19 protein-coding genes are annotated in these 17444 nt (G+C 41.8%); all 19 read right to left on the bottom strand.

The window, feature by feature from the left end:
• Positions 1-92: 92 nt before the first annotated feature.
• Positions 93-1190, bottom strand: coding sequence for a histidinol-phosphate transaminase (hisC, locus tag C6347_RS11080; RefSeq protein WP_034661979.1), 1098 nt, complete (start codon positions 1188-1190; stop codon positions 93-95).
• 10 nt (positions 1191-1200) lie between these two features.
• Positions 1201-2004 carry a tryptophan synthase subunit alpha gene (gene trpA / locus C6347_RS11075; protein ID WP_060596738.1) on the bottom strand — a complete coding sequence of 268 codons (804 nt, stop codon included), beginning with the start codon at positions 2002-2004 and terminating at the stop codon, positions 1201-1203.
• Complete coding sequence (gene trpB, locus C6347_RS11070; protein WP_066030729.1) at positions 2001-3200, bottom strand: tryptophan synthase subunit beta; 1200 nt, start codon at positions 3198-3200, stop codon at positions 2001-2003. The genes trpA and trpB overlap by 4 nt, the downstream gene beginning before the upstream one ends.
• Complete coding sequence (locus C6347_RS11065) at positions 3181-3840, bottom strand: phosphoribosylanthranilate isomerase (protein ID WP_081311402.1); 660 nt, start codon at positions 3838-3840, stop codon at positions 3181-3183. Before C6347_RS11065 ends, trpB begins: the two co-directional genes overlap by 20 nt.
• A gap of 5 nt (positions 3841-3845) precedes the next feature.
• Positions 3846-4598, bottom strand: a complete 753-nt coding sequence (gene trpC, locus C6347_RS11060; RefSeq protein ID WP_106071644.1) for an indole-3-glycerol phosphate synthase TrpC — start codon at positions 4596-4598, stop codon at positions 3846-3848.
• Positions 4591-5613 (bottom strand): anthranilate phosphoribosyltransferase, encoded by a 1023-nt coding sequence (gene trpD / locus C6347_RS11055; protein ID WP_060596742.1) that lies wholly within the window; start codon positions 5611-5613, stop codon positions 4591-4593. The genes trpC and trpD overlap by 8 nt, the downstream gene beginning before the upstream one ends.
• Entirely contained in the window at positions 5585-7132 is a 1548-nt protein-coding gene (gene trpE / locus C6347_RS11050) for an anthranilate synthase component I (protein ID WP_106071643.1), read from the bottom strand. Before trpE ends, trpD begins: the two co-directional genes overlap by 29 nt.
• A 231-nt stretch (positions 7133-7363) precedes the next feature.
• Positions 7364-7747, bottom strand: coding sequence for a chorismate mutase (gene aroH, locus C6347_RS11045; protein ID WP_034661065.1), 384 nt, complete (start codon positions 7745-7747; stop codon positions 7364-7366).
• A complete protein-coding gene (gene aroB, locus C6347_RS11040; protein ID WP_106071642.1) occupies positions 7744-8835 on the bottom strand; it encodes a 3-dehydroquinate synthase in 1092 nt (363 codons plus the stop codon). Before aroB ends, aroH begins: the two co-directional genes overlap by 4 nt.
• Positions 8835-10007, bottom strand: a complete 1173-nt coding sequence (aroC, locus tag C6347_RS11035) for a chorismate synthase (protein WP_060596745.1) — start codon at positions 10005-10007, stop codon at positions 8835-8837. Before aroC ends, aroB begins: the two co-directional genes overlap by 1 nt.
• 73 nt (positions 10008-10080) lie before the next feature.
• Positions 10081-10860: a CheR family methyltransferase gene (locus C6347_RS11030; protein WP_066030725.1), complete on the bottom strand. Its 780-nt coding sequence runs from the start codon at positions 10858-10860 to the stop codon at positions 10081-10083.
• Positions 10861-11005: 145 nt separating this feature from the next.
• Positions 11006-11452 carry a nucleoside-diphosphate kinase gene (gene ndk, locus C6347_RS11025; RefSeq protein ID WP_034661072.1) on the bottom strand — a complete coding sequence of 149 codons (447 nt, stop codon included), beginning with the start codon at positions 11450-11452 and terminating at the stop codon, positions 11006-11008.
• A gap of 129 nt (positions 11453-11581) precedes the next feature.
• On the bottom strand, positions 11582-12544 hold the full coding sequence (gene hepT, locus C6347_RS11020; protein ID WP_034661075.1) for a heptaprenyl diphosphate synthase component II: 963 nt from the start codon (positions 12542-12544) through the stop codon (positions 11582-11584).
• 24 nt (positions 12545-12568) lie between these two features.
• On the bottom strand, positions 12569-13273 hold the full coding sequence (locus C6347_RS11015) for a demethylmenaquinone methyltransferase (protein ID WP_066030724.1): 705 nt from the start codon (positions 13271-13273) through the stop codon (positions 12569-12571).
• A gap of 3 nt (positions 13274-13276) precedes the next feature.
• Positions 13277-14044, bottom strand: coding sequence for a heptaprenyl diphosphate synthase component 1 (locus tag C6347_RS11010; RefSeq protein ID WP_060596747.1), 768 nt, complete (start codon positions 14042-14044; stop codon positions 13277-13279).
• Between the two features lie 114 nt (positions 14045-14158).
• A complete protein-coding gene (gene mtrB / locus C6347_RS11005; RefSeq protein WP_008344541.1) occupies positions 14159-14389 on the bottom strand; it encodes a trp RNA-binding attenuation protein MtrB in 231 nt (76 codons plus the stop codon).
• Positions 14390-14413: 24 nt separating this feature from the next.
• Positions 14414-14983: a GTP cyclohydrolase I FolE gene (gene folE / locus C6347_RS11000; protein ID WP_034661079.1), complete on the bottom strand. Its 570-nt coding sequence runs from the start codon at positions 14981-14983 to the stop codon at positions 14414-14416.
• A gap of 190 nt (positions 14984-15173) precedes the next feature.
• On the bottom strand, positions 15174-15452 hold the full coding sequence (hbs, locus tag C6347_RS10995; RefSeq protein ID WP_003215863.1) for a non-specific DNA-binding protein Hbs: 279 nt from the start codon (positions 15450-15452) through the stop codon (positions 15174-15176).
• Between the two features lie 374 nt (positions 15453-15826).
• Positions 15827-17305: a stage IV sporulation protein A gene (gene spoIVA, locus C6347_RS10985; protein ID WP_008344534.1), complete on the bottom strand. Its 1479-nt coding sequence runs from the start codon at positions 17303-17305 to the stop codon at positions 15827-15829.
• Positions 17306-17444 lie beyond the last annotated feature (139 nt).

Genomic DNA, 17444 nt, shown 5'->3' with positions numbered 1-17444 from the left:
AAATTAAAAAAGCCATTTCAACAGCTTATATGTATATGAGGTTGGTACAATGAAAGCCATATCCTGCCTTAGGATATGACTTTATGGTTATGCTACGCACGAATGCCTTGCATTAAATCGGCAAGTGTACTTAGAATTTCTGCATTTTGCTCCATTGTTCCGACCGTAATACGTAAAGAAGTCGGAAAACCAAGTGCTTTACCAGAACGAACAATGTAGCCTTTTTTCAATAATGCATTGAATAATTCATCTGCATCTCTCTTAAAATCAATCAGCACGAAGTTTGTTTGAGACGGATAAATAAAAAGTCCAAAACGGTCAGCAAATTCTTGATATTGTTTGAGACCTGCTTCATTTTTCTGTCTGCAAGATTGAATGAAATCCTGATCTTTTATCGCTGCACGTGCAGCTGCCTGAGCGATACGACTCGTATTAAACGGCTCTCTCGCTGGTTCAATCGCAGTAATCAACTCTTCCGACGCAATGCCATAGCCTACTCGAAGTGCAGCCAGTCCATACGCTTTTGAAAACGTTCGGAGTACGATGACATTTTGATAGGAGTGTAATAAAGATAAGCTGTTCGGAAAGTCTTCCGCACGAACGTATTCGACATATGCTTCATCTAGTACAACAAGCACATGAGCTGGTACTTGGTCTAAAAACGCCACAAGCTCAGATTCTGACAAATGATTTCCCGTCGGGTTATTCGGGTTGCATACCCAGACGACCTTCGTGTTCTCATCAATCGCATCCAGCATGCCCTTCAGATCGTGAGCTCCTCCGTCTAAAAGCGGCACCTCTCGAATCTCTGCCTGCTCAATGACGGCATTGTGACGGTATTGCGGAAAAGATGGAGCGGGGATGACGGTATTTGTATGTTGGTCAAGGAATGCCCTAGCAATAATTTGCACAAGTTCATCTGAGCCATTCCCGAATATTAATTGTTTTTCATTTACTTGAAGAAACTCAGCAAGCTCCGTTCTTAAACTTGCGCTGTATCCATCTGGATAGATCGCTAAATGTTCGAGCTCAGCTTGTATCGCCTCTCTTGCATGTAAGGAACATCCAAAAGGGTTTTCATTTGAAGCCAATTTCACAATCTTGTCTAATTGATATTCTTTTTTGACCTCTTCAATTGGTTTCCCAGGTTGATACGGTTTTAGTTGTTTTAATTGATCTTTGATTTGCAAAAGTTTCACCTCATTTGAATGAATAGAGGGGACTAAATGTTTTTGCATAGGTTTCAAATTCTCTTAAAGCTTCTTGACGTGTATCACTTGCTAACAATTGATCTTGAAGTTCTTCAATTTTTTTCACAAGTGCACTGCCTACAACGACACCGTCACTCAGTTTATTCATTGAGTCTACCTGCTCTCTTGTTGAGATGCCAAAACCGACCGCAACCGGTATGTGACTCAGCTGTTTCACTTGTTGAATAAAATCAGTAATCGATTCGTCAAAGGTTTGTCTGACACCTGTTACACCAAGAGATGAAACACAATACACAAAACCTTCTGCCTGCTCTACAATGTTTACTAATCGTTCCTTGCTGGTTGGTGCAACGAGCGAAATATATGAAATGTCATATGTTTGACAGTTCTTTTGCAGCTCACTGCTCTCTTCAAACGGCAAGTCGGGTGTTAAGAGTCCCGAAATATGATTTTTGCGCAGTAAAGCGAAAAAGTATTCTGTGTCTAATTGTAACACAGGATTATAATACGTAAATAGAATTACAGGAATTTTTACACCATTTTTTTTCATCTTCCCTGCTAATTCTATCGCTTTTACGATATTCATGCCATGATTTAGAGCTCTTTTGGAGGCTCTTTGAATGACAGGACCGTCCGCTAGCGGGTCGGAATAAGGGACACCTAGTTCAATCGCATGTGCACCGGCTGCTTGAAGGGACACAGCTAAATCAATCGTGACTTCTTCTGACGGATCTCCTGCCGTGATAAATGGGATGAATAATTTCTCGCCTTTCTCTAATTGAAATGTGATCATTTGGTTTTGCCCTCACTTTCAAACACATTCATTAATGTATGCACATCCTTATCTCCTCTTCCTGACAGGCAGACAAGGACGATTTCATCTTCATTCATCGTCCTGCTCATCTCAAACGCCTTGGCTAAAGCGTGTGCTGATTCAATCGCTGGCAGGATTCCTTCCTTTTCTGTCAGCAGCTTTAACGCATCCAGTGCTTCTTGATCTGTAGCACTCACATATTGAACCCTGCCGCTCGCATGTAAATATGCGTGCTCTGGCCCGATCCCAGGATAATCTAAACCAGCTGAAATGGAATAGGGCTCAATAATCTGGCCAAATTCGTCTTGGATTAAATATGTCAAAGATCCATGAATGACCCCTTTTGTCCCCTTCGTAATGGTTGCTGCATGAAGCGGCGTATCGATTCCTTTTCCAGCGGCTTCTACACCAATAATATCAATCTCTTCATCTAAAAACGCTCGGTACATTCCAATGGCATTACTTCCGCCGCCGACACAAGCAATGACTTTATGTGGGAGCCTGCCTTCTTTTTTAATTATCTGCTCTTTTGCTTCATCACCAATCATCCGCTGGAACTCACTGACGATTTGGGGATACGGGTGAGGTCCTACAACTGAGCCGATCATATAGAAATGATCACTGCAGTGCTGGACCCAGTAACGAATCGCTTCGTTGGTTGCATCTTTTAATGTGCCGTTCCCGCTTGTGACAGGTATGACCTCAGCGCCAAGGAGCTTCATTCGGAATACATTGAGTGATTGTCTTTCCACATCCTCTTTCCCCATAAATACCGTGCAGGATAATCCAAACTTTGCGGCCACCGTTGCGGCTGCTACTCCGTGCTGTCCTGCGCCTGTTTCCGCGATGATGTTTGATTTCCCCATTTTTTTCGCAAGCAGAGCCTGCCCAAGTGCATTGTTAATTTTATGAGCGCCTGTATGGTTTAAATCTTCTCTTTTTAAATAGATTTTTGCGCCGCCGAGGTATGCTGATAATTGATCAGCATATGTCAGCGCAGTCGGTCTGCCTGAATAGTTTTGCAAAAGGGAAAGATATTCTTGCTCAAAAGCAGGGTCTTCTTTTAATTCTTTAAATGCTTGTTCGATTTCTTTGAGTGGCTGCATGAGCGTCTCAGGAACAAATTTCCCTCCGAATTCTCCATATCTGCCAATCTCATTTGGATATGCGTACATCGTTTAACATCCTTTCTTCGAGCGCTTTGATCTTAGCACTGCTTTTCTTCCCGTTTTCTTCTATGCCGCTTGAAAGATCGATCGCTTTTGGGCCATAGGCAAGCAGCTCTGGCAGCGTTTCTGGTGTTATTCCGCCTGCAATGATGCATGTTTTCTCCAGTCGTTTTGCCTGCTGAATGTATACAGGTACCGCTTCCCATGTAAAAGCTGTGCCAGAACCACCTCTCATTCCTTTTACTTTCGCATCAATGAGGAAACCATCGACAAACGGCGCAAATGCCGTCATTTTATCGAGTGTTTCTTTTACATCGGGCTCGTGGTGAAAGACTTTCCACACAATCGCTCCTGTTTGTTGTTTTATTTCTTTTGCATCCTCTCGTGTTTCATCTCCATGCAGCTGCACGATATCTAAAGGAATATGCTTTGTGATGTCACACACTTTTTGGATTTTTTCATTTACAAATACACCAGTAATCTCTTTCTCGCACTGCGACTCGGTGAGCCATTGTTTCACTTGTTCTGGATCGACTTGTCTTTTACTTGGAGCAAAAATAAACCCGATCGCATCTGCTTGAGATTGCGCAATGCATTCTACATCTTCTAGTGAGACCGCTCCGCAATATTTTAAAAAAGGCTTCATCGTGATCATTCACCAAACAACGTCTGGACGGCTTTTTCTTGTGAGGGTTCTCTCATTAATGATTCACCTACAAGGACAGCACTCGCTCCATGTTTTTTAACAAAGGTCAGATCATCAAATGTCTGAATACCGCTTTCACTTACTAGTAAGACATCCTTTGGAACAAGTGGTGCAATCTCTTTTGTTTGCTCAACTGTTGTTTTAAATGTTTTTAAATTTCGGTTATTCACGCCAATGATTTCAGGGGTGAATAGGTTTAAGATTTGTTCCAGTGTATCTGCTGCATGAACTTCGACAAGAATATCTAGTCCTTTTTCCTTCGCTTCAACATAGAGTTCATGCAGATGTTTCGGTTCAAGCACTTCTCCAATTAATAAAATGGCATCTGCACCGATACGTCTTGACTCTTCTACCTGTATGGAATCGATGATAAAGTCTTTTCTTAAAATTGGACGTCCGACGTGTTCTTTAATTAAGGAAAGATACTCGTTCTTCCCTTGAAAAAATGGTTCATCTGTTAAGACTGATAAGCAATCAGCATTCGATTTTTCGTATGCTTTTGCTGTTTGCAGAGGATCAAAATTCGGCTGAATGATTCCTTTGGAAGGAGATGCCTTTTTCACCTCAGCAATGAGCCCAATCGAACGGTGAGGATTCATCAGTGCTTCTTTAAATGATCGTCTTTCATAGTGTCCATCATCAGGTAACTCCAACGTTTGGATATGTTCTTTTTTGCGTGCAATGATTTGATTAAGCATAGATCTCTTCCTCTTTCGTTTTTTGTCTTAAACGAGCCAATTGTTCTTTGGCTGCTCCGTTTTTTATCGTTTCTAATGCTTTTAATGTTCCTGCCATGAGGCTTTCAGACTTGCCTGCGATATATAAAGCCGCTCCGGCATTCAGAGCTGTAATATGAAGCGGCGCCCCTTCTGTTTGATGATTCAATATATTCTGAATCAATTTTGCGCTCTCTTCCGGTGATTGGACCTGAATATCTGATAAGTATCCTTTTTCCAGTCCAAAGTCTTCTGGGTTTAGCGTATATTCTGTCATGGCACCTTTTTTGAGTTCAATCACATATGAATTTGCTGTAATCGTTAATTCATCCAGCCCGTCTTCCCCGCATACAAACAAGACATGCTCTGGCTCTAATGGGGCAAGGGCTTCCGCCATTAATTTCGCCTTTTCCTTTGCATACACACCGATGATTTGCTTTTTGGCTTGCATCGGGTGGCAAAGCGGTCCTAATAGATTAAATACCGTCCGGAAGCCAAGCTGCTTGCGGACTGCTGCTACTTGTTTCATAGATGAATGGTACAGTGGTGCAAATAAAAAGCCCATGTTTTTGTCTTGTATTTGTCTTCTCGTTTCTTCTGGAGTGGATTGAATGTGAATGCCAAGACACTCTAGCACGTCGGCACTTCCGCTTTTAGAAGAGACTGAACGATTTCCGTGTTTTGCGATTTTAGCACCAGCGGCGGAAGCCACAATGGCAGCTGCAGTTGATATATTAAATGTAGAGAGTCCATCGCCTCCTGTACCGCATGTGTCAACGACATCGAGCGATCTTTCCGCTGGTGCTGCCTTTTGCCGCATGGCCCTCACGAAGCCTGTCATTTCTTCAGCGGTTTCTCCTCTGTGCGCTAAAATCGATAGACTTGCAGCGACTTCAGCATCTGTTAAAGATCCGCTCATCATATCATGCATTAGCCTATGGGCTTCATTTTCTGATAGGAAGCCTCCGTTAACAAGAGCTGAAAGTCGCTGATTCATCCTGCACACTCTCCTTTTCTGAGAAAATATGTTCAGCAAGCTGAATGGCCTTCAGAAGCGCTCCTGCCTTGTTACAAGTCTCTTCCCATTCATTTTCTGGAACAGAATCTGCGACAATGCCAGCGCCTGCTTGTATGGAAGCGGTCTGATCTTTGATGCTCATGGTGCGAATGGTAATACAAGAGTCGATATTGCCGTCGAACCCAATATAGGCAATACAGCCGCCATACGTTTCCCTTGGCTCAGGCTCCATTTCATTTAATAATTGCATCGCTCTTATTTTCGGTGCCCCTGTTAATGTGCCTGCAGGAAAAGCGGACATGAGCGCATCGACTGGGTGTGTATCCTGCTTTAGCTTCCCTGTCACAATGGAGATGATGTGCATGACATGTGAAAAGTTCACAACTTTTGTAAAGGTCGGTACAGACACACTGCCGTATTCTGCTACGCGGCCGACATCATTTCTGGCTAGATCTACTAACATGTAATGTTCTGCTTTTTCTTTCTCATCCTCTAACAGCTCTCTTGCAAGCGCAGCGTCCTCTTCTTTTGTTTTTCCTCGTTTTCTTGTGCCTGCAATGGGGTGAATTTCTAAGTGCCCATTTTTGGCATGGATTAATCGTTCTGGCGAGCTTCCGACTAAATCGCGGTCTTTTAATTTCATAAAATACATGTATGGAGATGGATTCACAATGCGAAGCACGCGGTATAATTCAAATGAACTCACTGACACTGGGATATCAAAGCGCTGTGAGAGGACGCCTTGAAAAATATCACCTGCTCGAATGTATTCTTTGATTTTTTCTACGTCCTTTAAAAATTGCGCTTTTTCATAGGTTGACGTCACATGTTCAAAGGACGGTGATTCGTTCATATTCCCTGATAAAATCAGTTCTTTCATATCAATCTTTGTATGGAGCTTGTGAATCATCTGTTCAAGCCGCTTTTGATTTTCTTTATAAGCTTGTATTTTTTCGTCTTCTGTTTCATTTCCGGTCAGCTGGGTGTATTGGATAAAATGAACATGATTCGTTTCATGATCAAAGGCAATCATCGTTTGGCAGACAAATAGAGTACAATTGTCTGTCGTTGATGCGCTTAGGTGTGGCCTGACAGAAGGTTCAATATTTGGAATAAGATCGTAACTTAAGTACCCAACTGCCCCGCCTGTAAATGGGATGTCAACATCTGGTGTCTTGATTTGGTATTGCTCTTTCATCCAGTCTAGTAAGTCTTTCAGTTCTTGCTTTTTCATGACTTCCTGCCCTGCAGCGTCACGTGCAATATATTGGTTTTGGTCATCGTGTAAGGTTAAAAAAGGATGTAATCCGATGAAGGAATATCTCGACCAGCTAGAAGACTCGTCTCTGCTTTCTAGCAGATACACAATATCTTGCTTGAGTTTTTCGACAATTTGAATCGGTGAGAGCGTATCAACTGTAATGGTTTCAACAATCGGGATTGTTTTGTGGGACTCGCTGTCCCTTAAAAATTGGGTCAGGTTTGATTGGGAATTCATAAGCACACTCCTTAAATGGGATTAAGGAGAATGAGGGGACATATAGAGGGTTTGTATGAGTATACGAAATAAGCCTAAAAGAGGGTTGCTCTTTTAGGCAGTATGATGAAATAGACGTATCGTATCTCTGCTCAACTCTACTCATCTCAACTACCCTAGTCTCATTCTCATCTTCTCTAAGCTTGCAATGCCGTTTACACCTGTGTGTAAACTTCGGCTGTTCATATCGTATTATAATTCCTTGTTTTTTGTCAACTGTAAATCAGGGCGAAGCGTCACAGCTTCTTCCAAGTACACATGCTGCACATCTTCCTGCTTTGTGTCTGTTTGGACCGTCATTAAAACGCGAATGCAATGCTTTAGACCGCCTTGAATGTCCAGCTCCTGCATACAAGTAACAGGCACATACGTCCATCCTTCAAACTGACGAAGGGCTTTTGCCGGAAAAACGGAGTGAATATCTTGTGTAGCTGAAATTAAGATCTGCACGACACGTTCTGGATCTACTTGATTTCTTGAAATAATCGCTTCTAGCAGCTGTTTCGTTTTGTTTAACACTTCTGTTTCTGTATCTTCTGTCACAGTTGTAGCCCCACGTATCCCGCGAAACATCATAGACATCCCTCCTCCCGTTTCCATTCTTCGAGCCAGTGATGCAGCTCATCTTTTGTGAAAGACTGCAAGACAGCGTCTCCAACCTGTTTTAATAAAACAAATTGAACGGTTCCGCCTCTTGCCTTTTTATCACCAATCATTCGGTCAACAAATGTTTTCATGGAAATGTTTTGAGTGACTTGTACCGGGAATCCGAGTTCTTTCATCCAATTTTTTAGTTCCATCCGATTGAGGCTGAGTCCCAGCTTCTTTTCGCTCACATATAGCGCAAACTGCATGCCGATTGCAATAGCATCTCCGTGCGTGATAACGCCGTATCCATACTCTGCTTCAATGGCGTGCCCAAGTGTATGACCTAAATTCAAAAATGCACGCACGCCTTGTTCTCTTTCGTCTTTTTGAACAATCGACGCTTTGACTTGAATCCCTTGATACAGCATATGTGCCAGCTCGCTCTTTGAACATTCCGCCAAAGAACGAATGGACATCAGTTCTGATAAAAAGTCTTCACTTGAAATGAGGGCATGTTTGATGACCTCAGCAAAGCCTGACCTCATTTCAATTTGAGATAGTGTCTCAAGCATACTCGTATCATAGATCACAGCTTTCGGCTGATGAAATGCACCGATTAAATTTTTACCGAGCGGGTGGTTAATCCCTGTTTTCCCGCCAACTGCACTGTCATGTGCCAGCAGCGTCGTCGGCACTTGAATAAAATCAATGCCTCTCATATAACTAGCAGCAACAAAGCCAGCCAAATCCCCAATTACGCCTCCTCCCAGCGCAATGATGCACGAGGAGCGATCCAGCTGAAACTGAATGGCCTTCGTATGAATATGCTCAAACTCAGCAAAAGATTTCGACTGCTCTCCGCTTGGCACAACCACTTTATGCACAGACCACTTCTGCTTAAGTAATCGAACCATTTCATCACCGTAAATGGCATCAACAGCTGTATCTGTAACGATTAGGAGCTTCGTATAGGAATGCCCCGTGGAAGTCATCAAGTCGACGATATTGCGTTTAATCCCATCACCGATGTATACAGGATAAGTGGCTGAAGACGCCTTAACTTCCAGTGTTTTCATTAAAATTCCCTCTGAAGCTGGCGCATTTTTTCAACATTTTCTTTAATGCGGTCGATTTGATCAAGACCAAACTGCTCAACAACAGCATTGGCAATTTCCCAAGCCACGACTGCTTCTGCGACAACACTTGCGGCAGGAACAGCACAGCTGTCAGAACGTTCAATACTTGCGGAGAAAGGTTCTTTTGTTTCAATGTCAACGCTTTGAAGCGGTTTATAAAGCGTTGGGATTGGTTTCATGACCCCTCTTACGACAATTGGCATACCAGTTGACATTCCGCCTTCAAGACCGCCTAAGCGATTTGTTTTTCTCGTATAGCCTTTTTCTTCATCCCAGATGATTTCATCATGGACCTCACTGCCATTTTTAGAAGCCGCCTCGAAGCCGATACCGAATTCAACCCCTTTAAAAGCGTTGATACTCAGAACAGCACCTGCAAGCTTGCTGTCTAATTTGCGGTCATAGTGAACATAGCTTCCGACTCCAACCGGCATTCCTTCAACGATAACTTCAACAATTCCGCCAATTGAATCACCGTTTTTCTTCGCTTCATCAATGGCATCCATCATTTTTTGACCTGCTTCACTGTCGTAGCAGCGAACAGGCGACTCTTCCGTTACCTTTTGCAAATCTTCAATCGATTTATATGTCGTATGAGCTGCTTTCACTCCGCCAATTTCAAGAACGTGGCCAGCTACCTTGATTCCTAGATGAGCCAAGATTTGTTTGGCGACTGCGCCTGCTGCTACGCGAACGGTTGTCTCGCGGGCTGATGAACGCTCTAATACGTTTCGCATATCACGATGTCCATATTTAATCGCACCATTTAAATCCGCATGTCCTGGTCTAGGGCGTGAAATTTGACGCTTCATTTCACTCTCTTCTTCTTCTGTGATCGGCTCTGCCCCCATCACCTTTGTCCAATGCTTCCAGTCGTTGTTTTCAACGACAAGTGCAATAGGAGAACCTAATGTTTTCCCGTGGCGAACACCACTTAACACTTTCGCTTGGTCTTTTTCAATCTGCATTCTTCGCCCGCGGCCGTGACCTTTTTGTCTTCTAGCCAATTCATAATTGATGTCATCCTGCTCTATGTAAAGTCCCGCTGGAACGCCTTCAATAATTGTGGTCAATTGTGGACCATGTGATTCACCTGCTGTTAAGTATCTCATGACTTGATCTCCCTTCATCGCATTAACGCTTTTAAGTAAAACTATGATAACACACTTACTACTAAAAAGTCAGCTACAACCCCTTCTTTTGATAAAAGAAAGTATCAGCAGATGTCAGTCCAAACTTTTCTGGGTGAAAAATTTGTTCAGTAGAACCCACAAATAATACGCCATTTGGTTTTAAACTGCTGCTCATTTTCAAGTAAATCTCTTCTTTTGCCTCTTCTGTAAAGTAAATGAGGACATTTCGGCACACGATAAGATCAAGCTGTTTTTCATAAGGATCTGCTAAAAGGTTGTGCTTCTTAAATTGAATGTGCTTTCGCACATCATCCTTCACAGTGTAAAATGAAGAATCTTCTTTTGTGAAATATTTTTGCTTGATTTGATCTGGTACCTCTTGCAATGATCGTTCATGATATCTTCCTTTTTGAGCTGATTGCAGAACTTTATCATCAATATCAGTTGCAATAATTTGGAAGTCCTTCACGAGCGGATGGCTTGATAGAAGCATTGAGAGTGTATACGGCTCCTCTCCTGTCGAACATGCTGCACTCCATATTTTTAGGGTGCCGCTGTTTTTCGAAAGCAGCGGAAGAATTTTTTGGTCAAGCACTTCCCAGCGCTGATAGTTTCGGTAAAATTCTGACACATTGATCGTCATTCGATCCATCGTCTCATCTAATAGTGCTCTATCCTTTTCAAGGGCAGCCGCGAATGCTTCAAAATCTCTATATCCTTTTTTATCATAAAGTGACGTTAATCTTCGTTTCATTTGTGCTTCTTTATATAAATTCAGATCCACCCCGGTTAGTTTTTTCCATTTTCCGACAAATACTTGATATTGATCCATCAAAGTCCTCTCCTGTCTCATCTATCTTTGTCCTAGTATAGCTGTTTTTATCGAAAATTTGTATCTTCTCATGCGAAATTTCGTGTAGAAATATTCATATAAAAAAAGCCAAGGTGCTCATTTGATGAACACCTTGGCTTGAACCTTAATAAATCCAGCTTGAGATGGTTTGATCCCAGCTTGTGAGTTCTTCTTGTTTGAAGAATAAGTTGATTTCTCTTTCAGCACTTTCTGGTGAGTCTGAGCCATGGATAATGTTTTTTCCAACCGTCAATCCATAGTCTCCTCTTATTGTGCCTGGAAGTGCTTCCTTCGGGTTTGTTTTGCCGATAATCTGTCTTGTTACATCTACTACCTGTTCACCTTGCCATACCATTGCAAATACTGGTCCTGACGTAATAAAGTCAACCAATTCCCCGAAAAATGGTTTTTCTTTATGCTCTCCGTAATGTGTTTCTGCTACTTCTTTTGGAATACTCATTAGTTTTGCACCAACAAGCTGAAGCCCCTTTTTTTCGAATCTTGACACAATTTCACCGATTAATTGTCTTTCCACACCATCAGGTTTGACCATAAGAAATGTTTTGTCCATATACGTTCTCCACCCCGTCGTTATGTATGTATAGGCTTACATTGTTACAAAGTGATCGTATCATTTTTTTTTATAATAATCAATTTTTGACAAAAAATTTCACAAAAAAACCAATCAACAACATGTTGATTAGAATTTTCGTTTTCCAATATATTTGGCAATGGAGGCGAGTGACGTTTTCGCTCGTCCTCGAGGAAGTTTGTCCAGCTGTTCAAATGCCTTCTTCAAATACATTTCACTCACTCGAATCGAGCGGTCGATCGCATCTGTTTGTTTGAGATGTTCAATCACAGGCTTCAGCTGCATTTCCGTTGTTTCACTATTAATCAGCTTTAATTGGCCTTCGAGTGCCTGGTTCTTCAGTGCATATAAGACCGGGAGTGTGACATTTCCTTGTAAAAGGTCTCCCCCAACAGGCTTACCAAGCTCTTCTTCAGTTGATGTGAAATCAAGCACATCATCAATGATCTGATAGGACATACCGACATAATAGCCAAACCAGTAAAGGGCTTTATGTGTTTTCTCATCTGTACCTGCTGCTATCGCACCTAACTGGCAGCTGCCTGCAATGAGCAAGGCTGTTTTTCGTTTGATTCTTCTTAAGTATGTACGCAGGTTTTGATCCATATTGTATTTGTCTTTCACTTGCTCGATTTCACCAAGACAGAGCTCGACGACCATCTTTGACAAAATTTCATGCGCCATTGGGTGATTGATCTTTGTCATATACTCAAGCGATCTTGCAAACATATAATCTCCTGTGTACATGGCAATTCGATTGTCCCATTTTGCCTTAATCGTTGGCTTGCCTCTTCTCAGCTCAGCATCATCAATGACATCATCATGAACGAGCGATGCCATATGAATCAGCTCAAGAGCAACGGCAACATATTTAATTTTATTAATGTCATAGTCGCCAAACATGCCTGAAAGGAGAACAAAAACGGGGCGGATTCGTTTTCCGCCCGCTTGCAGCAAATGAAGACCTGCTTCACTTAATAATGCATAATCAGAGCGAACTGTTTGTTCAAGCTCTTTTTCAATAATATCGATATCATGATTTAAAAAAGAGATCATTGCTTTTAGTTTCATTATTTTCACCCAAATATCGTTTATTCAAAGCTTCTTTCCGATATGTGTTGCTGCTACACCGCCTGTAAATGGATGATACGAGACATCAGACAGACCCGCCTCTTCGAAAAGAGCCGCCAGTTCTTTCATGCCAGGGAACGCTTTGGCTGATTCTTGAAGCCAAGAATACTCCTGATAGCTTTTGGCAAACAGTTTACCAAAGAGCGGCATGATGTATTTGAAATAGACATAGTAACCTTGTTTAAACCCAATCATTTCAGGCTGTGATGTCTCAAGACAGACAACCATTCCACCAGGCTTCACGACTCTTGTCATTTCCTTTAGCACCGTTAAGTAATCAGGGACGTTTCGTAGGCCAAAACCGATCGTGACATAATCAAATGTGTTATCCTCAAAAGGAAGCTCCATCGCATTGCCGTGAAGCAGTTCAATTTGATTATAGCCCCCAGTTTTCACCTTCGTTTCTCCAACACTCAGCATATTTTTACTAAAATCAAGGCCTTTGACTTCGCCTTTTTCGCCTACAGCATCAGCAAGCGCAATGGTCCAATCGGCTGTTCCGCAGCATACATCCAATGCTATGGCTCCTTTTTGAACATTCATGAGTTTCATTGTTTTATCGCGCCACTTTTTATGCTGCTTAAAGCTGATGACAGAGTTCATTTGATCATAATTTTTATAAATTTTTTCAAATACACCGTGTACTCGCTGTTCTTTTGATTGCTGCATGACTTACCCTTCTTCCACTTTCTGATGGTACGCAGGTTCATTTTTCATATGATCCAAGCGATTTAATAGCTCTTTTTGAACGACCGGAGATGAAACAAGATGCTCCTTGATCGATCGTTTGGCCTTTTCATAGCCTTCCTTCTCAAAGTTGTCAAAACATGTATAGGCGTCCGTATAGCTATCGTTCAAAAAAAGTTTTAAATGTTTGTCATCTTCTGCTTGTTTCATGAAACGCTTATAAACAAGGAAACGACTTGCAATCTCATTCCAATGCGTTAATTGAAAATGCTCAGAAACCCTTTGGAATAACGCAGACTCAACAGTTGCTACACTTTTGTAAAAGTGCGCTGCATCTTGAATGGATCGATCATACAGTCTAATTTTATGTTCATTGATCTCTTTGATCGCCGTTGCGAGCGTGCGAATCATGTAGATGTCTTTCATGTCAGAGAGAAGAGAATAATAGAGACCGCTGAAATAGTCTCCTGCTAGGATGGTCAGCTGACGATTTTTGAATTCGTCTTGTTTGATGGCTGCAGCAGTTGTGACTTCGTCATGGGTATCAAGGGCAATTTGTACAAGCATCGCCGTTAAAATATAATTTTCTTTTTTCTCTGCATCAATTTGAGCTTCATCAAACATTGCATGAAAAAGAAGGAGCTTATCTTCATCGATGAGTGGCGCACGTAAATGCTTCGCCAAATAAGGATGAGAAAGCTTTTTATTTAATTTTATATTTAGATTAGATAAAATTCCGTAGATGTCTTGCAAAGATATCACCCTTGTCCCAAAAATTACAGTTTCATATGTAGCCCTGCACATTGTATAGAGATTTATTATACCATATCAGCTCTCACTTTTATGCTATCAAGTGCATTCAAGTGCTTATTTCTTTGCTTCGCTTTGAATTTCACCGAAGCTTGTTTGAATGACAGCATCGCCTCTTACTTTGATCGCTGACGTATGCTCAGTAAATTGTGCAATGATGACTTCACCTTTATCGAGCTTTTCGGAATGGTGAAATCTTGTATCAGAGCCTCTAGTTAAGCCGATGACATTTACACCATTATCAATGGCTTTAATCACTACAAAATCAGATGCTTTATTTTCACTCAATCTGTTCACCTTCCATCTATTGAATTAGTCGTTTTTAATAAAGGAAAGCACTTCTGCTCTTGCCGCCGTATCATTTGCAAATGTACCGCGTACTGCTGATGTCACGGTTTTAGCACCTGGCTTTTTCACTCCGCGCATCGTCATACACATATGTTCTGCTTCAACGACAATCATCACGCCATGCGGATTGAGTGTTTCCACCATACTATCTGCAATGGTTGATGTAATGCGTTCCTGAAGCTGCGGGCGTTTGGCAACAGCCTCTACAGCTCTTGCAAGTTTGCTAAGTCCCGTTACTTTTCCGCCGCGCGGAATATAAGCGACATGGGCTTTTCCGTAAAAAGGTACAAGGTGGTGTTCACACATTGAATGGAAAGCAATATCTTTTACAAGAACGAGTTCTTCGTGGTCTTCACCAAAAATGGTTTTAAAATGTTCTTTTGGATCTTCATTTAATCCCGAGAACACTTCTTCATACATTTTTGCTACTCGTTTTGGGGTATCAAGAAGTCCTTCACGATCTGGATCTTCTCCGATGGCTTTTAATATATCGCGTACTGCGTGTTCAATTAGTTCTTTATTTATTTCACTCATGTATTATATCCTCCAAAGGCGATTACATTTCAATCAGATTCTAGCACACTTCAGATCCTAAAAGCAAAGGAGAGCGTTCTAAACGAACCTTTTGATTCAAAAGGAAAAGCCCCTTATGAAAGGGGCTTTTCTAGACCAGTGTGAAACTGTATATGTATAACTCCTGCAATAGGATCATTACACATAACGATTATTTACCTGCCACCGCGTCTTTAAGTGCTTTACCTGGTTTGAAAGCAGGTACTTTGCTTGCAGGGATTTCGATCTCTGCACCAGTTTGTGGGTTACGTCCTTTACGAGCTGAACGCTCACGTACTTCAAAGTTACCAAAACCGATAAGTTGGATTTTGTCACCATTTTTAAGTGCATCTAAAATTGTATCAAAAACAGAATCAACTGCTTTTGTCGCGTCTTTTTTAGATAACTCGCTTGCTTCAGCAACCGCGTTAATAAGTTCTGTCTTGTTCATGCCTTTCACCTCCTCCCAAAAATATGCATTCAGTAGATTGTTATCATTTCTTCACAATTCATCTTCTTTCTATACACTTTTTTCGAAAAAAAGAGCGTTTAGAAAGCGTTATACATGGCTATTCATTAGAAAACAACTCTTTGAAGGAATGTTTGTCCAACAAAGTGAAGATTTTCTGTAAGTAGATTAACACATATGAAATACCATATCAAGCATTTTAAAGGGAAGAATCCTTATTCGTCAAGGATTAAGGGCACTTTTGCGAACGAATATTCCTAATTTCAGCCTGAATCTGACTAATCTTTATACATTTGTCTTTTTATGACTCATTCAATACGCAAAAAAAGACCCCTGTCAATGAGAGGTCTCACATGCTATAGGATAATGGCGATCAAACCGCCTGATCCTTCGTTGATGATTCTTTCAAGCGTTTCTTTCAGCTTATACCTTGCATTTTCTGGCATCAGCGACAGCTTTGCTTGAATACCTTCTCTGACAAGGGAGCTGAGTGAGCGCCCAAATATATCAGAATTCCAAATCGAAAGCGGATCATCTTCAAAGTCTTGCATTAAGTAGCGGACGAGCTCTTCACTTTGTTTCTCTGTTCCAATAATCGGTGCAAATTCACTCTCTACATCTACCTTAATCATATGAATAGATGGCGCAACCGCCTTTAATCTCACGCCGAATCTCGAGCCTTGCCTAATGATTTCTGGCTCATCTAAACTCATATCTGACAAGGCCGGGGCCGCAATCCCGTATCCCGTCTGCTTCACCATTTTTAATGCGTCTGATACTTGATCATATTCTGTCTTCGCATGCGCAAAATCTTGCATGAGCTCTAGAAGATGGTCTTTCCCTCTAATTTCCACACCAACCACTTCTTTTAGAATATGATCATATAGATCATCTGGGGCGTACAGGTCAATCTCCGCAATCCCCTGACCCATTTCAATCCCTGCTAAGCCCGCTCTTTCAATAAAGTCAAATTCGCTGAATTGACCAACGACACGGTCAACATCTCTTAATCTTTTAATATCCTTTACGGTTTCCTTCACTGAATCCTGATAACTTTCTCTCAGCCAATGATCTTCTTTCAGCACCATGACCCAGCTTGGCAAGTTCACATTCACCTCTAGGACTGGGAATTCATATAATGCTTCACGAAGCACACTAAGGACGTCTTGCTCTCTCATACTTTCTACACTCATGGCGAGTACTGGAATATCATATTTTTGGCTGAGTTCCTGCCGCAGCGCTTCAGTTTCAGGGTGATATGGCCTCACAGAGTTGATCACCATAATAAACGGCTTTCCAACCTCTTTGAGCTCATCAATCACACGTTCTTCAGATTCAATATAATCATGTCTTGGGATTTCTCCAATGGAACCATCTGTTGTAATCACAACACCGATGGTTGAATGCTCTTGAATGACCTTGCGTGTGCCAATTTCCGCTGCTTCATGGAACGGGATTGGCTCTTCATACCACGGCGTGTTGATCATTCTTGGACCATTTTCATCTTCATACCCGCGCGCACCAGGGACTGTGTATCCGACACAATCAACAAGCCTGATGTTGACATCAAGACCGTCACTCACATGGATCGATGCCGCTTGATTCGGTACAAATTTTGGCTCAGTGGTCATAATGGTTTTTCCTGCTGCACTTTGCGGCAATTCATCCTGTGCTCTTGCACGATCTGCCTCATTATTGATATTCGGGAGCACCACGAGCTCCATAAACTTTTTAATAAACGTAGATTTCCCTGTACGAACAGCGCCAACGACTCCTAAATATATATCGCCTCCTGTTCGTTCAGCGATATCCTTGAAAATATCGACTTTTTCCAAGTGATCCCCTCCCGGACTTGCTATCCTCGTTTTCAAATAAAATACTCTATTCTTCAATCAAACTGTGCTTGAAAGGTGTCTGGACAATATATGTGTATGACGTTGTCCTATTTGAATATGACACCTTTTTTGTTTTGAG

Source organism: Bacillus sp. NMTD17, from assembly GCF_002998735.1.
Lineage (GTDB): Bacteria > Bacillota > Bacilli > Bacillales > Bacillaceae > Bacillus.
This window is presented reverse-complemented; position numbering and strand designations above follow the sequence as displayed.

Bases quoted from the DNA above. Each gene is read 5' to 3' on its own strand.
- trpA (WP_060596738.1), bottom strand. From the start codon at position 2,004: ATGATCACATTTCAATTAGAGAAAGGCGAGAAATTATTCATCCCATTT.
- folE (WP_034661079.1), bottom strand. From the start codon at position 14,983: ATGAGTGAAATAAATAAAGAACTAATTGAACACGCAGTACGCGATATA.
- aroB (WP_106071642.1), bottom strand. From the start codon at position 8,835: ATGAAAACACTGGAAGTTAAGGCGTCTTCAGCCACTTATCCTGTATAC.
- trpE (WP_106071643.1), bottom strand. From the start codon at position 7,132: ATGAATTCCCAATCAAACCTGACCCAATTTTTAAGGGACAGCGAGTCC.
- C6347_RS11015 (WP_066030724.1), bottom strand. From the start codon at position 13,273: ATGCAGCAATCAAAAGAACAGCGAGTACACGGTGTATTTGAAAAAATT.
- hepT (WP_034661075.1), bottom strand. From the start codon at position 12,544: ATGAAACTAAAAGCAATGATCTCTTTTTTAAATCATGATATCGATATT.
- ndk (WP_034661072.1), bottom strand. From the start codon at position 11,452: ATGGACAAAACATTTCTTATGGTCAAACCTGATGGTGTGGAAAGACAA.
- trpB (WP_066030729.1), bottom strand. From the start codon at position 3,200: ATGTACGCATATCCAAATGAGATTGGCAGATATGGAGAATTCGGAGGG.
- C6347_RS11065 (WP_081311402.1), bottom strand. From the start codon at position 3,840: ATGAAGCCTTTTTTAAAATATTGCGGAGCGGTCTCACTAGAAGATGTA.
- hbs (WP_003215863.1), bottom strand. From the start codon at position 15,452: ATGAACAAGACAGAACTTATTAACGCGGTTGCTGAAGCAAGCGAGTTA.
- aroH (WP_034661065.1), bottom strand. From the start codon at position 7,747: ATGATGTTTCGCGGGATACGTGGGGCTACAACTGTGACAGAAGATACA.
- trpC (WP_106071644.1), bottom strand. From the start codon at position 4,598: ATGCTTAATCAAATCATTGCACGCAAAAAAGAACATATCCAAACGTTG.
- trpD (WP_060596742.1), bottom strand. From the start codon at position 5,613: ATGAATCAGCGACTTTCAGCTCTTGTTAACGGAGGCTTCCTATCAGAA.
- aroC (WP_060596745.1), bottom strand. From the start codon at position 10,007: ATGAGATACTTAACAGCAGGTGAATCACATGGTCCACAATTGACCACA.
- C6347_RS11030 (WP_066030725.1), bottom strand. From the start codon at position 10,860: ATGGATCAATATCAAGTATTTGTCGGAAAATGGAAAAAACTAACCGGG.